Origin of the sequence: Vibrio barjaei, assembly GCF_001639065.2 — a bacterium.
Classification (GTDB): Bacteria; Pseudomonadota; Gammaproteobacteria; order Enterobacterales; family Vibrionaceae; genus Vibrio; species Vibrio barjaei.
Genome location: NZ_LQXO02000042.1, coordinates 142,396 through 156,787, shown reverse-complemented (window position 1 = coordinate 156,787; position 14,392 = coordinate 142,396). Strand labels below are relative to the sequence as shown.

12 protein-coding genes are annotated in these 14,392 nt (G+C 42.7%); 10 read left to right on the top strand and 2 right to left on the bottom strand.

From position 1 onward, the window contains the following. On the bottom strand, window positions 1–964 hold a 964-nt coding region (locus tag AWH66_RS19145), incomplete at its 3' end, for a tandem-95 repeat protein (RefSeq protein ID WP_143081540.1). A gap of 256 nt (window positions 965–1,220) precedes the next feature. Between AWH66_RS19145 and AWH66_RS19140 the strand changes: the two genes are divergently transcribed. The 5 genes from AWH66_RS19140 to AWH66_RS19120 are packed head-to-tail and all read left to right on the top strand — an operon-like array spanning window position 1,221 to window position 9,962. Further along, on the top strand, window positions 1,221–2,567 hold the full coding sequence (locus AWH66_RS19140; RefSeq protein WP_063606671.1) for an HlyD family type I secretion periplasmic adaptor subunit: 1,347 nt from the start codon (window positions 1,221–1,223) through the stop codon (window positions 2,565–2,567). A 16-nt stretch (window positions 2,568–2,583) separates the two neighbouring features. Beyond that, window positions 2,584–4,818: a response regulator gene (locus tag AWH66_RS19135; protein WP_083400076.1), complete on the top strand. Its 2,235-nt coding sequence runs from the start codon at window positions 2,584–2,586 to the stop codon at window positions 4,816–4,818. Next, a complete protein-coding gene (locus AWH66_RS19130) occupies window positions 4,793–6,178 on the top strand; it encodes a TolC family protein (protein WP_063606673.1) in 1,386 nt (461 codons plus the stop codon). The genes AWH66_RS19135 and AWH66_RS19130 overlap by 26 nt, the downstream gene beginning before the upstream one ends. A 41-nt stretch (window positions 6,179–6,219) precedes the next feature. Beyond that, entirely contained in the window at window positions 6,220–7,818 is a 1,599-nt protein-coding gene (locus AWH66_RS19125; RefSeq protein ID WP_063606674.1) for an ABC transporter transmembrane domain-containing protein, read from the top strand. Continuing rightward, the gene (locus tag AWH66_RS19120; protein WP_063606675.1) at window positions 7,815–9,962 is read left to right on the top strand and encodes an ATP-binding cassette domain-containing protein; all 2,148 of its coding nucleotides are present in this window, start codon (window positions 7,815–7,817) and stop codon (window positions 9,960–9,962) included. The genes AWH66_RS19125 and AWH66_RS19120 overlap by 4 nt, the downstream gene beginning before the upstream one ends. Before the next feature lie 19 nt (window positions 9,963–9,981). On the opposite strand, the gene AWH66_RS19115 is transcribed toward AWH66_RS19120, so the two are convergent. Beyond that, window positions 9,982–10,344 carry a hypothetical protein gene (locus tag AWH66_RS19115; protein ID WP_063606676.1) on the bottom strand — a complete coding sequence of 121 codons (363 nt, stop codon included), beginning with the start codon at window positions 10,342–10,344 and terminating at the stop codon, window positions 9,982–9,984. A gap of 259 nt (window positions 10,345–10,603) precedes the next feature. Here AWH66_RS19115 and ccoN point away from each other — a divergent pair, with 259 nt between their 5' ends. The 5 genes from ccoN (at window position 10,604) to AWH66_RS19090 (ending at window position 14,390) form a co-directional block, all read left to right on the top strand. Further along, complete coding sequence (ccoN, locus tag AWH66_RS19110; protein ID WP_006074498.1) at window positions 10,604–12,031, top strand: cytochrome-c oxidase, cbb3-type subunit I; 1,428 nt, start codon at window positions 10,604–10,606, stop codon at window positions 12,029–12,031. A gap of 11 nt (window positions 12,032–12,042) precedes the next feature. Continuing rightward, on the top strand, window positions 12,043–12,663 hold the full coding sequence (gene ccoO, locus AWH66_RS19105) for a cytochrome-c oxidase, cbb3-type subunit II (RefSeq protein WP_006074497.1): 621 nt from the start codon (window positions 12,043–12,045) through the stop codon (window positions 12,661–12,663). Between the two features lie 10 nt (window positions 12,664–12,673). Further along, a complete protein-coding gene (locus AWH66_RS19100) occupies window positions 12,674–12,847 on the top strand; it encodes a cbb3-type cytochrome oxidase subunit 3 (RefSeq protein WP_006074494.1) in 174 nt (57 codons plus the stop codon). Further along, complete coding sequence (gene ccoP, locus AWH66_RS19095) at window positions 12,847–13,821, top strand: cytochrome-c oxidase, cbb3-type subunit III (protein ID WP_063606677.1); 975 nt, start codon at window positions 12,847–12,849, stop codon at window positions 13,819–13,821. Before AWH66_RS19100 ends, ccoP begins: the two co-directional genes overlap by 1 nt. Window positions 13,822–13,910: 89 nt before the next feature. Next, entirely contained in the window at window positions 13,911–14,390 is a 480-nt protein-coding gene (locus tag AWH66_RS19090; protein WP_063606678.1) for a FixH family protein, read from the top strand. The last annotated feature ends 2 nt before the right edge of the window (window positions 14,391–14,392 follow it).

Genomic DNA, 14,392 nt, shown 5'->3' with positions numbered 1-14,392 from the left:
TGTCTTCATCAACGGTGTAAGACGCGGTACCAAAGACTGGGAGATCATTGACTGACTCTACTAGTACATCGATAGAGGCCGTGGTTATTACTGTGCCATCGGATACGCCATAACTTAATGAAATATCGCCATTAAAGTTCTCATTGGGAGCAAAAGTGTAACTACCGTCACCTAGATGAGTCAGTACACCTTGATCACCTTCATAAGTGACGTTGTCGATGAAAAGCTCATCGCCATCTATGTCACTCGCGCTGCTGAGTAAATCCGTATCAGTAAAAGTTAAAAGACCATCTTCTTGAATTTCAAAATCGATACCACTTACAACAGCGGCATCATTTACATTATCGACTTGGACTTCAAATGACGTTTCGGTTGTCTCGGAATCAAAGGCGTCATCCTGTTGCGATTGAACAAATTGTTCATCGCTTAAGACATTTACCTCAAATGTTTCTTCTGTTGTCGCGGTATCGCCGCTTTCCTCTTGAGCGACTCGAGCCGAAGGTGACACCGCTTGTTGTGCTTGTGGAGCCGCGTCACTTGGAGTGACAGATCCACCAGCTTGAGCTTCGGGTTGAGTTTGCTCTCCACCTACTGCTTGCGCGCCCGTCCCGCTAGCCGCGCCATTATCAGCTTGCGATTCTGAGTTACTAGCGTTTGAATCTTGTGAATCGACGATATTTGATTGGCTGTCCTGCTGCTGTGCAGGTTCGCTATTGGCTGAATGTGCGGATTGTTCTGATGCAGTATTAGAATCATCTTGTTCTGCTCCTGCACTACTCGGGTTATCGCTTAGAGCTTGGTTTATTTCATCCGAAGCATCGGCATTATCTGCCCCAGTGGCAATGGTAGTGGCAATGGTATTTTGTTGATTTTGCTGTGCTTGCTGTTGGTCTGTATTGGTATCTACTGTAGATACTTGTTCCACCGCATCATTAAGTGGATTGTTTTCGTTGTTTGCCGCCATACCTGCCTCCAGAAGCACATTGCCTAATGTCAAGTAATCAACAAATTAGTAAATTAATTTTGGATTAGTAGAAAAGTTTAATCTGAGGAAATCTAACTCAGCTGGAAGGCCTAAGCGCTCATACCTAACATTTATCTTTGAAAATTATCTGGTTATATCCTTAGCTATTCTTCAAACGGTCTAGTTCATTCAATGAAATGAATCAGCATTAAGTCAACCTAGCCTTCTCGATGAGGTTTAAAGTAAGGGTGAGATCGTGAGTAAGAACAGTATTGAGAAACACATCAGAAATGCATTAATTCAAAACTCGTCAGTAAAGGGTGACGCGCATTTGGATGAAGTAAAGATTAAAAGTGCAATGACTCCAGTTCATAAAGCTTTGTTACTGACGTTTCTCGTATCCATGGTTTTGCTTGTAATAGCGTCACAAGCACGAATAGATATTGTCGTTTCTTCTCGAGGAGAGTTGCTTCTCGACTCAGATATCGAACGTGTACAGCATCTTGAAGGCGGCATTCTTGATGAGTTATTGGTTAAGCCAGGAGACGTTGTTTACGAAGGTCAACCCATCGCTAAACTAAAGTCGTTAGATCGGAATTCATTACTGTCCACTAATGACTCTGAAGTCACTCAATTAGAAATGGATCGTCTTCGCTATCAAGGGTTGATCTCAGGTCAAGAGCCCAATTTTTCCGAGTTTAATGACTTTCCAAAATTAGTCAGCCTCAACATGCAAGCTTGGACCCAAGAAAACAGTAAAAATCAATCCAGTGAGACGCTTATTGAGCATGACATAGAGCACAAGCGAAATCTTGTAGATTCTATGACGCGCAGAAAACAGAGCTCCAACAATCAACTCAGGTTGATTCGCAAGCAACTGGGAATTAAACAGACATTATACAAGGAAGAAATGGCCTCATATGTCGATGTCCTGAATATGCAAGTTCAGGAGTCGAATATGATTCGTGAAATTGAAAATCTCGACGAATCCATCATGAATGAGAAATTCCAACTGGAACGATTAGATAAGCAACTTGCCGATCTGGTTGCGAATCGAAACTCAGAGTACCAAGCACAGATTACTCAAATAGAAAAAGAGCTCAATATAAAGCGGATTCAACGGCCACAATTGTCAGATAAAGTTGATCGATTAATCGTGTATGCACCTGTTGATGGCGTTGTTGATAAAGTGCATTTCAATTTTCGTTCCGCAGTGATTCCGCCAGGTGAAAGTATTGCTGATATCGCACCGTTAAATAATCAGCTTCACGGTGAGGCAAAAATCCCAAGAAAAGAGATGGGATTTGTTGAAGTGGGTCAACAGGTAAAGCTTAAGTTTGATACTTACAATTTTTCTAAATATGGTTTTCTTTCTGGAACCATTACCTCCATAAGTCGCTCTTCCTATGAAGAAGAAGAATCTGAATATTATCTCGCTAAGATACTGATTGACCACGATTATCTAGAGCGCTCAGGAACCAAATACAGCCTGTCCCCTTATATGGAGTTCACTGCAGACATTAAAACCGGGGACCGCCGAGTAATCGAGTATGCCATGAAGCCTGTCATGTCCGCGATTGACGACGCGTTTGATGAACGGTAGCGGGAGTTAAATCAATATGAGACCAAGGCATCAAATTTACACCTTTCCAATCATTAAACTCGGCATCGCGTCGTTGATGATCCTATCTTTGTTCGGCATTTGGCTGACAATGCAGTTCTATTGGTCCCATCCTTCTAAACAAGACTTTGCTACCCCGTTAATTTCGCAAAGTCGACTCTTAAACCAACAATTAGAAACCACAATCTTAAACTTGGATACATGTATTAATGGTGGTAGTTGTGAGGGTGTTAACTCAAGTTTAACCCGTCTGATGAGTGCGCTTTCGGAGTTTAAATCGCTGGCTTCAAGTGATAAGTCACAGGTGAGTTTGGTCGGTGCTGTTGAGTACAGTCACTTGGAGCTTGCGAGTTTGAGGTTTCAAGCGATAGACAATACTTCGTTAGATGATTATCAAAGACTTAGGGAAATGCTTAGTAGAGATTATGTTGAGATACGTAATCGATTTGATGACCTCTTTTATGTGGAGCATCAGCAAGCTATTAACGAACTAAGGTCAAGTATTGATAAGCTCTTTCTGCTGTTCCCAGTTATCGCATTAATCGCCATTTTTGTTGTTTTAGGCGGATGGCATCGACTTAAGAAGACTGCGAGAAACAGACACTCTATCAATGAGAGTTTTCAGTCTCTCTCCTCAAGGTTGGATTATCTCGACTCCAAATCAATCGACGACATTTTGAATAGCGCGCATCTAGACCCTATCGAACGCAATATATATTCTAAACTGCGATTGGTATTTGAAAGGATGGATCAGCAACAAAAAGATGCGGATCTAAATCAACAACTCTATGGGTTAATCGGTTATGAGATAAGAGGAATTACCAGTACGATCAAAGGAGGCATCCAGTATTTAGTTCAAGATTCAGAAGATAGCCGTGCGGTATTGGCACAAGATATTTCCTCTGCTGCAGACACCTTGTCGGAACTCGCTGAAAATTACAATCGACTGCTATCCCAAGGAAGAGACAAGGGTAATAGCCATTTCTCTTTTCTTAACACTCTGTCCGAGTTGACTGTTCATCTCAAAAGTAAGCTGCATCGAGAAGAGCGAGATATTGAATGTGATTTCAATACCAACCTTCCCAATACCATTGTCGGTCATCAAACTAGCCTTTTTTGGATTCTGTTCCTCAAACTTTCAAGCGCAGTACAAATTCAAAATGATAAGCAAGTCCTGTTTCAAGTCGAGATAAAAAGCTCAGATAATGTCGACAAAACACGAATGTCGTTGTCAGTTACCTTCCTTACTCACTTGAATGTTGAACGTAGCAAGATTGATTCACTTCATTGGTCAGAGCGCAGTGATATAACCGCTTCTAATGATGAATGGACAGAATCTATTCTGAGTAATGTCAGTTATTTCGATTCTCGTTGGTATGAATCGGGACAACAAAGACGTTATATCATTGAATTTGATATGGAAGCTCAAAACTTCTTTACCTTCAAATCACAACAACTTACCAATCGACATTTTGTTCTTTGTAGCCAAGGTAAGCTCTCTTTAGATCTGTTGACTAACTTGCTTACCTCTCAGGGAGCTCAAGTGACACTATGTGAAGATCCTAATGACCTATTTCGAGTGTCAGCCAATAACGCCAGTATTGATGCGATTCTCATTTCAGACACGATAGAGGGTATCCAAATGGACGCGTTTGCCAAAACACTAAGTGCCCGACTAAAACAAAATGAGACCAAGTTGTTTCTCTTGGCACACCATGCCGAAGGCATGCAAAGCGCATTCGAGTATGTAGACAAAGTCTTCTTTACTCCTGCTCTCCCTTATGAGTTTATCCCTAACCTGACTGAAGCGTTGAACGCAGAGTCCGTTGAGGAAACTTTGGAAAATAGCTCATTCTTGATTGTAGAAGATGACAAAGTGCAGCAATTCTTGCTTAAGAGAATTTTGATGAAACAAGAATATAAAGCCGACACAGTTGGGGATGGAACTGAAGCGGTTGATTGGGTCAAGGCTCAACGCGCTGACATTATTTTTATGGACTGCATAATGCCAGGCATGGGAGGTATTGAAGCGACCAAGCTCATCAGAAAACACGAAAGTGATAATGGCTCTACAACACCTTCAACGATTATAGGAGCCACTGCACTTACCAGTGTTGCTGAGCACAAAGCGTGTATCGAAGCAGGTATGGACTATGTCATCAGCAAACCATACAAGAGTGACGAAATTATCAAAGTGATTAAGAAGTATGTGGCATTTCAGAAGCTTAATTAGCCTTTGCGTCGGCATGACCGTCACTATGATGGCACATTCTGCAACCGTATTGGAAGCGGTAGAGATTGGGCTAAATAACAACGTGTCTCTTATCGCCAGTCGTAAAGGCGTTGAGGAAAGTGCCTACGATATTGACGTCAGTCGCTCCAGTTTCTTACCCACGATCTCAGCGGATGTAAAAACCACCTGGAACTCTACTACGACTCGTTTAAGCGGTGTAAGTGATACCAATGCAAGCTACAACGATCATGGTTATGGTCTGTCTTTGACTCAGAGTTTGTTTAATCTCCGTGATATCTACGAATATGGAACTAGTAAACTGGATTTCAGCATTGAAGAAGTAAAAAACGAAGCGAAAACTCAAGAAGTCATTCAACAAATTACTGAGCAGTATTTCGCGTTCTTAAAAAACGGCGCGAAAATTCGAGCGACGAAAGCTGAACTCGATTCGTCGATGGCTCGCCTCAAGCAGATGAATCGAAATGTGTCTCTTGGTAATGTCGCAGCAAGTGAAGTTTATGAAGTGGTAGCGCAAAAAGAAGGCATTGTGAACCGGCTAAGAAGTTTACAGAAAGACAAAGACGTTATCTTAAACCGCCTTGCCTTGTTAACCCAGTATCCGGTAATTCCCTCTCAGGACTTAAAAGGGCAAGTACTGCTTAGTGAAATCCCGTTAGATCAACAACAAGACTTGTTGGGACAAGCGATGAAGTTTAACAACGATATCATCTTGTCCCAAAAAACCGTGGAGCGAAGTTATCGTACATTAAAGGAAACGGGTTCGAACTTTGCTCCTAATCTTTCGGCTAACGCCAGTTACCGGCATAACGATACGAATAACTTCGATCTATCGACCAATCCGAACTCAACAGGGATATCGGATGATAAATCTGTCGGACTTGTGCTTTCTGTGCCCATAACCTCTGGTGGTTCAGATTATTACTCTTACCAAAAAAACAAAAAGACGATTGAACGTAATGAACTGCTATTAACAGACAGTCAAAACACAGTTCGCAATGATGTGGAAACGTCTATTCTCAACTTGAACGACTTTTCCCAATCGGTTTTTACCTACGAGACCATCATCAAGGCTAACTACTCCTCATACAAAGGTATTAAACGCGCCCACAGTTTAGGTACGCGAACAATCACAGACCTACTCTCTGCCGAAAGTAAGTTGTTTAACAGTATTAGAGATTACGAGAGTGCTAAATATGACTATGTCATCGAGTCTATCAAGCTCGACCGTCTCGTAGGTAACTTGTCGCCTCTAACCATTGAAAAAATCATGCAGATGATGGATGAAGCTTCGAGTATTCGTTATCAAGACGTTATCCCTGAGCATTTAAAAGACAACTAGCCAGAATGATGGCCAGTGACTTATGAAAGTGAGAACTTAGAATGGACACAGCGTACTTTTCTCAGAAAATATCTTGGATGGATAAACTTTATCTGACCTTCTCTACGATAATGTCGACGCTTTTTGCGCTAGTCTTGCCATTTTCAATCTTGATCATTTTTGACCGAGTATTGCCCAACCAAGCAACGGACACCTTGTTTGCTCTTTTCGCCATTATTCTTGTGGCCATCTATTTAGACTATTTGCTTCGTATGCAAGAAGAAGTCATCACCGCTTCTTTGATGAAGAGTTTCGAGCAGCGACTTACCAACAAAGTGTTTAGAGCCATTTGTCTGGCTCAAATCCCTGAGTTTAGCCGCTTGGAATCCGGCCAGTATTTGGAGCGCATTGCGGCGATTCCAGAATTAAAGAACTTTTTCGGTGGTGAAGTTGTTCGTGCACTTATCAATTCGGCTGTTAGCGTGATTACCATAGCGGTTATCACCATCATTAACTTTTGGGCTGGAATCGCTCTCTTGGTGGCATCTCTAGTCCTCGCTATCGCCGCCTTTCACATTTCAAATCGTAAAGTTTTTGCACAGCAAACGAAATCAGAGATTGAAGGACTGACGAACTCAAAAATCATTGAGATCGTATCAAGCCCATTAGATAACAAGAGTCGAACCATGGAATATCGGCTTGAAAGTTTGATGACCGATATGATTAAAACACGTGAGAAAAAGAGCATCGAGTACGAAAACCTCGAATCGAACTTCAATCTAATCTTGACCTTGATTCAGCAACTCTCGATAGCGGTCGTAGTGGTGTTACTTGCGATATCCGTCATTAACTTAGATGCGACACAAGGCGTTATGGCTGCCATCATTATGCTTACCAACCGTTATTTCTCACCCTATCAGCAAGTAATGAGGACCATTGGACGTTGGAAGCTAAATAGAGTACAGATCATTGAAATATCGGAAATCTTAGCATTAGAGCATTTTGAAAAATCACAAGAGCTATATGCGATTAATAGCTTTGATGACATTACGATTCAGCTCGATGAAAAACAGCGAATCATTATCAATCGTGGAGAGCCTATCCTACTTCAGGGACCTTCGGGTTCAGGTAAGAGTCATCTAACTCGAAGTCTGACTTGCGATAACGAATGTGGCGATACAGTGATTCGTGTAGGTGATTCATTGTTGTCCGATCTGCCTTACCACTCATGGCGTGAACAAGTTCATCGAATCGATCGTAACAGCGGTTTTGTTGAAGGCTCAATCATAGATAACTTAACCTGCTTTAGACCTATGTTAAACGGTGCCGCGTTTACTTTGTGCAAAGGACTTGCCGTTAAAAACGAAATCGATGCCTTAGAGCAAGGGTTTTATACTCAGCTGAAGGGAAATAAAACTATCCCACTATCAAGGCAAGTGCAATATGCCCTGCTGATCATTCGCGCCATGCTTAGTCAGAAGAAATTGGTGATTCTTGACGATATCGATACAGTTTTCGACCCAGACTTTGCACAGCGAGTCGTTTCTATGCTCGTTCCTAAGTCCTCTGGTCAGTTTCTTATTATCGTTAGTAATAAAATCCGACCGGAATCGTATGGGTTGAAGTCAATCAAACTTTCTAAAGAGCGAGCTCACTTATGACGATACTGGTTGATTTCAATAATGTTGCCCAACGACTAAAGGATTTTGAAGCTGAAGGATTTGAGTTTAGATATCAAGAGTCCCCGTTGTTACGTGGACTTGCCTATACATTGATTTCTTTAGAATGGGAAGGCACACCAAGCATTTTATCCGATGCCTTTACTCCCGGTGATAACGACCAACATGGCTTTGAATTAACACTCTCAAGGCTTGGCTATCAGTGCCGAACGACTGAGTTTAAGCGTGCCGCAGTTGAAGATCTCAAAACGGCTAGACTTCCTTGCTTCATAGAATTAGATAAGCTATCAGCGGTCTTGCTTGAAGTGGATGGCGATAACGCTGTGTTGTTTGATTATCGCAACAACAATACTATCTCAATTCCTATAGATGGTTTGAACTTCTCTTTAACCGTTATCTCAGAATACTCGAAGTTATTCCGAGAGCCGCCTCCTGAGTCTCAGGATAAAAGCAACTGGGTAAAATATACTTTCTATCGCTACAATAATGAATTCAAAAGCTTAGTGTTCCTTTCATTGATCATTAACATTCTCAGTGCATTGCAGCCATTCTTTATTATGGGTGTCTATAATTTCGCGCTCTCTTCCAGTTCTGTGTCAACCCTGTATTGGCTGACAGTGTTTGCGATATTTCTCGCCTTTGCCGAGTTCTTATTTCGACGTGTTCGTATGCGTGTTCTTTCTACATCAGGACAAGATTTAGCAGTTCATATCTCTAGAAATGTCATCGCTAAATTGCTTTGGCTACCTTATTCAATGACTTCCAGTGCTGGGGTGTCATCCCAATTAGCAAGACTGCGCGATATTGACCAGTTCAGAAAGCTAGTTACAGCCGAGTCTACGCTGAGTTATTTCGACTTGCCTTTTGTCGCGCTATTTATTCTCGCTATAACTATTCTGTCTGGCTCGGCGGCGTTGACTGTCATTGCGGGCATCTTTGTTATGATCGTATTCTGTTTGTACGCTCGCTATATCTATAATCAAGCAACGTCACAGAGTTCGCGTGCTAACGCGATGGTGTCATACCAATGGAATGAGATCCTTAGAGGTATTACTACCCTACAAGGACTACCTTTGTTACGAGTTATTCAATCTAGATTCAGAGCCGCACATGAGCAAAGCTCCAACGATGCTGCATTTGTCGCTAAGGTAAATGCTAAGATCCAAGCGATTGGTGGCGGGTTAATACAAGCCGTTGGCACGGCAGCAATTGTTACCGCAGTGATAGGGGTAATAGACGGCACAGCAAGTGCAGGCGCAATGCTGGCAACCGTTATCTTAGTTTGGAAAGCACTAGGGCCAATTATGGGGATCTACAACTCGTTGGCTAAATTCAAAACTATTCAATCGTCTACTGCACAGATTAATGCCTTGATGTCACTCGATGATGATAAAACGTCGATTGAGAAAAGCCCTCCAATTAGACAGTTTAACGGTGAAGTTGCGGTGAGTGGCTTGGTTCATCGCTATCAAGGTGCGACGGCAGGTTTAACGAACTTGAGCCTACATATTACTCCAGGGAGCAAGGTTGCAATCTCAGGACCAGCAGGTTGTGGTAAGACGACCTTGTTGACCCTTATTGCTGGCTTGGAGCCTAGATATCAAGGCAGTGTGCTACTGGACGGTTATAACATTAAGCAGTTCAACAATTATCGATATAGAAAAGGCATCAGCTATATTCCATTCGACCTTCATCTTTATGAAGGTTCACTGGAATCGAATTACATCCTGCATAATGGCGTAATTTCAAAAGAACAAATGATGAAATCCTTTACTTTGCTCGGGCTAGACAAATTCTTTGATCAAGGCCTAGAGACACATATAAATACAGAGAAACTTGCTAATCTACCTTCTGGATTACTACAAAGGTTGAGGTTAGCCATAGGGCTCGCAGATATGAGTCAAAAGATCATTCTGATTGATGAGCCCCTGATAGGCGTTGAAATTGAACATGCAACCTATATTAATCAGCTGTTCGCCGGTGTGTTAAGAGACAAAACTGTCATCTATACAACCGTAGCGCCTACATTAATTTCTAGCGCGACACATTGCTTACTTTTGGATAAAGATGGCTCTCAGAAATACTTCGGTACGCCTGACAAAGTAATGAACGCAATGGGGACTTGAAATCTCTACTACACAATTTCTATCTTGGCAGAATATCTACCTTAACAGAATTATCACTATCGTCTGAGATAACGAATGTTACCGGCATTTCATCTTTGCTTATGGTTATAGTGGCGGTCACATTTAACGTTGAACCGTCACTTTTTGAGCCCTTAATCGTTAAATCTTCTGATTTTGTGACCGCGAGCGTGTTTGTTGAATCTTGATACAGAAAACGGACATTTTTGTCTTGAAATTTGACCTCACATGGTTGTGAAGATTGACAAACAACCTCGCTAGACTCCTTATGGCTAATGGTTCTGTATGTAAATGCTGCAATTAGCACCACCATCATGATGATAATTTGAACAAGCCTACCTTTTGTTAACTTCTGTGCTGGCATATTTACGTGTTCTCCGTGTAACAAACTTCAAAGTTTTGAAATAAATGGTCAAAAACCCGACCAACCATAAGGTTACTACCCTGTTTTTGATTTGTTAATTGAAGTATTATTGTTGGCTGAAAATGCTACTTTTTGTTAAATCCCGAAAGCTGAGTAACGTTTTGATTAGGCGTTAGTTCTTCTGAAGGGTTGGGTAGCATTACGACATGTGTCGTGTTGGAAGTAAAGTGTAGTTAATTAGAAAATTGGAAGCATGTTAATGAGCCAAGAAAAGCAGCTTGAACAAGTCTACAACTATACCGTCGTACGCCAGTTCACTTTAGTGACGATTCTTTGGGGTATTGTTGGTATGGCAGTAGGTGTTTTGATTGCCGCTCAATTAGTTTGGCCACAGCTCAACTTTGATACGCCGTGGTTGACGTACAGTCGTTTACGTCCTTTGCATACTAATGCGGTAATCTTTGCGTTTGGTACTAGTGCTCTGTTTGCAACGTCTTATTATGTTGTGCAGCGTACGTGTCAAACGAGATTATTTGGGGGCCCTCTTGTCGCATTCACCTTTTGGGGATGGCAAGCAATTATTTTAGCCGCTGCAATTACTTTACCGTTAGGTTTCACCTCTGGTAAAGAGTACGCAGAATTAGAATGGCCAATCGATATCGCTATTGCAGTGGTATGGGTATCTTACGCTATTGTGTTCTTTGGGACACTTATCAAGCGAAAGACATCGCATATCTATGTAGCGAACTGGTTCTTTGGAGCGTTCATCATTACCGTCGCGGTACTTCATATCGTGAACAGTATGGCAATTCCAGTATCAATGGGTAAATCTTACTCTGTATATTCTGGTGCCGTCGATGCGATGGTTCAATGGTGGTATGGTCACAACGCGGTAGGTTTCCTTCTTACGGCCGGTTTCTTGGGTATGATGTACTACTTCGTACCAAAGCAAGCTGAACGTCCTGTTTACTCTTACCGTCTATCGATCGTTCACTTCTGGGCGCTTGTTTCTCTGTATATCTGGGCTGGTCCTCACCACCTACACTATACAGCTCTACCTGACTGGACTCAGTCTTTAGGTATGGTGATGTCTTTGGTTCTATTCGCGCCTTCTTGGGGTGGTATGATCAACGGTATCATGACGCTGTCTGGTGCTTGGCATAAGCTGCGTTACGACCCAATTCTTCGTTTCTTGATCGTTTCTCTATCGTTCTACGGTATGTCAACGTTCGAAGGCCCGATGATGTCTATTAAGACAGTTAACGCCTTGTCTCACTACACAGACTGGACTATCGGTCACGTGCACTCTGGTGCTCTAGGTTGGGTTGCGATGGTATCTATCGGTTCGGTATACCACCTAATTCCTCGCCTATTCGGCCAAGAGCGCATGTACTCTGTAGGTCTTATTAATGCGCACTTCTGGTTGGCGACAATCGGTACGGTACTATACATCGTAGCAATGTGGATCTCCGGCGTAATGCAAGGTCTGATGTGGCGTGCAGTTAACTCAGACGGTACGCTGACTTACAGCTTCGTAGAATCTGTACAAGCGTCTTACCCGTTCTATACCGTTCGTTTCATTGGTGGTTTCATCTTCCTAGCGGGTATGTTCCTAATGGCATACAACGCTTATAAGACAATCACTGCAACGAAAGGTAGCTTGAAAGCTATCCCTCAACCGGCTTAAGGAGATTAAAAATGAGCTCAAACTCTAACAATCGCCATGAAGTCGTTGAACGTAATGTTGGCTTACTGGCTATCCTAATCGTATTCGCAATCAGCTTGGGCGCACTTGTTGAAATCACACCACTGATTTTCCAAAAGCAAACCACTGAACCTGTGAAAAACCTACGTGCGTACAGTGCACTAGAAATGGAAGGTCGCGATATCTACATTCGTGAAGGTTGTAACGTTTGTCACAGCCAAATGATTCGCCCATTCCGTTCAGAAACTGAGCGTTACGGTCACTACTCTGTCGCTGGTGAAAGCGTTTGGGAACACCCATTCCTATGGGGTTCTAAGCGTACTGGCCCAGATCTAGCTCGTGTTGGTGGACGTTACTCAGATGAGTGGCATCGTGTTCACCTAATTGATCCTCGTGAATTGGTTCCAGAATCAAACATGCCAGGTTTCCCTTGGCTAGAGGAAAACGTACTGGATGGCAAATTGACGCAGAAGAAACTTGAAATCTTCCGCAATCAATTTGGTGTTCCATACACGGACGAGCAAATCGCAAATGCATCTAAAGACGTAGAAGGTAAAACAGAGATGGACGCCATCATTGCTTATCTTCAATCTTTAGGCCATGCGATGAAATAAGGAGGGGCTTATGGATATCGGTACTATTCACAGTATTTGGACCATAGTTTTGTTCGCGAGCTTTATCGGTGTTGTGTGGTGGGCTTTCGGTAAAAGCCGTAAATCACGATTCGAAGAAGATGCAAACCTAGTATTCGCTGACGAGCAAAAACCCACCTCCGAAGAAAAAGGAGTGACTAAGTAATGACTACATTCTGGAGTCTATGGATTATTGTCATCACTGTCGGCACGTTGCTTGGTTGTGCAGCTATCCTGTATTGGTGTGTTCGCGACAAAATGGGTGTCGAAGAAGGCGAAGATATGGGACACGAGTACGATGGTATTCGTGAACTAAACAACCCACTGCCTAAGTGGTGGACTTATTTGTTCGTCGGTACGTTCGTATTTGCAGCTATCTACCTCGCGCTATATCCGGGTCTAGGTAGCTACAAAGGCCTTCTAGGCTGGCAAAGTTCGGACCAAACAGTACGTTCGATTGAAGAGTCAAAGGCATCGATTGCCGCTGCACAGAGCAATAAGTCTCTTGTACAGTATGCAAAAGAGCTAGATGACGCAGAAACTCACTTTGGTGAGGCATTCAACCGTTTAGCGAAGTCTTCGGATGGTGCGTTGCGCCCTATCCCAGAGATCGCAGCAGACAGCGAAGCAATCAAAGTAGGTCAACGTTTGTTCCTACAAAACTGCTCTCAATGTCACGGCTCAGATGCGCGTGGTCAAACTGGCTTCCCTAATCTAACGGACGATGCGTGGCTATATGGTGGTGAACCAGAAGCTATCGTAACTACTGTTATGCAAGGTCGTATCGGTCAAATGCCAGCGTGGAAAGATGCGTTGGGCGAAGATGGCGTACGTGAAGTAGTCAGCTATACACTTAGCCTATCAGGTCGTAAAGTTAACGCGCGTGAAGCAGAAGCAGGCAAAGCTCGTTTTGTAGTCTGTGCAGCGTGTCACGGTACAGACGGTAAAGGTAACCCTGCTGTAGGTGCTCCTGACCTGACTGACCAAGTTTGGCTATTTGGCGATTCTCGTGCTGCTGTGACTGAAACAGTCATGAATGGTCGTTCTGGTGTTATGCCAGCATGGAATGACATTCTAGGTGAAGAAAAAGTACAGCTGGTTTCAGCGTACGTTTGGAGCCTAAGTAATTCCGACAAATAAGTAACATTTCAATAACAGCCCCTTGTAAGGGGCTGTCTTTTCTAGATAAATTATAATTTCTTTCTTAGTTAGCTGTTGAGAACTTTTTTATGGTAAAGCCTTGGTATAAACAATTCTGGCCGTGGTTTCTAATCGCGTTGCCGCTTATCGTTGTGATTGCAACTGTCTACAGAATTTCGCTGTTATTAGATAACAAAGTCAATCTGGTTGCCGAGGATTACTATAAAAAAGGCAAGGGAATTAACGTTGATCTAACCAAGATTAATGTCGCTAAAGAATTGGGCCTAAATGCCACGATTTCGTCTGCTGGAGATACTATTCTGATTACACTTCAGAAAGGTCAACTGCCCCACTTCCCGGCTCTCACTGCGACTTTTACTCACCGTACTCTGCCAGATAGAGACTTCGAAAAACTCTTAACTGCCGATGCTAAAGGCACTTATCGCCTTGTATTAGACCATGATGTGCAAGGACCTTGGTTCGTTGAACTACAGCCACATGACCAAGCGTGGATGGTTCAAGGTCGAGTTACTTTTCCAACTGAAACTGATGTAGTGTTGTTAGATTAGAT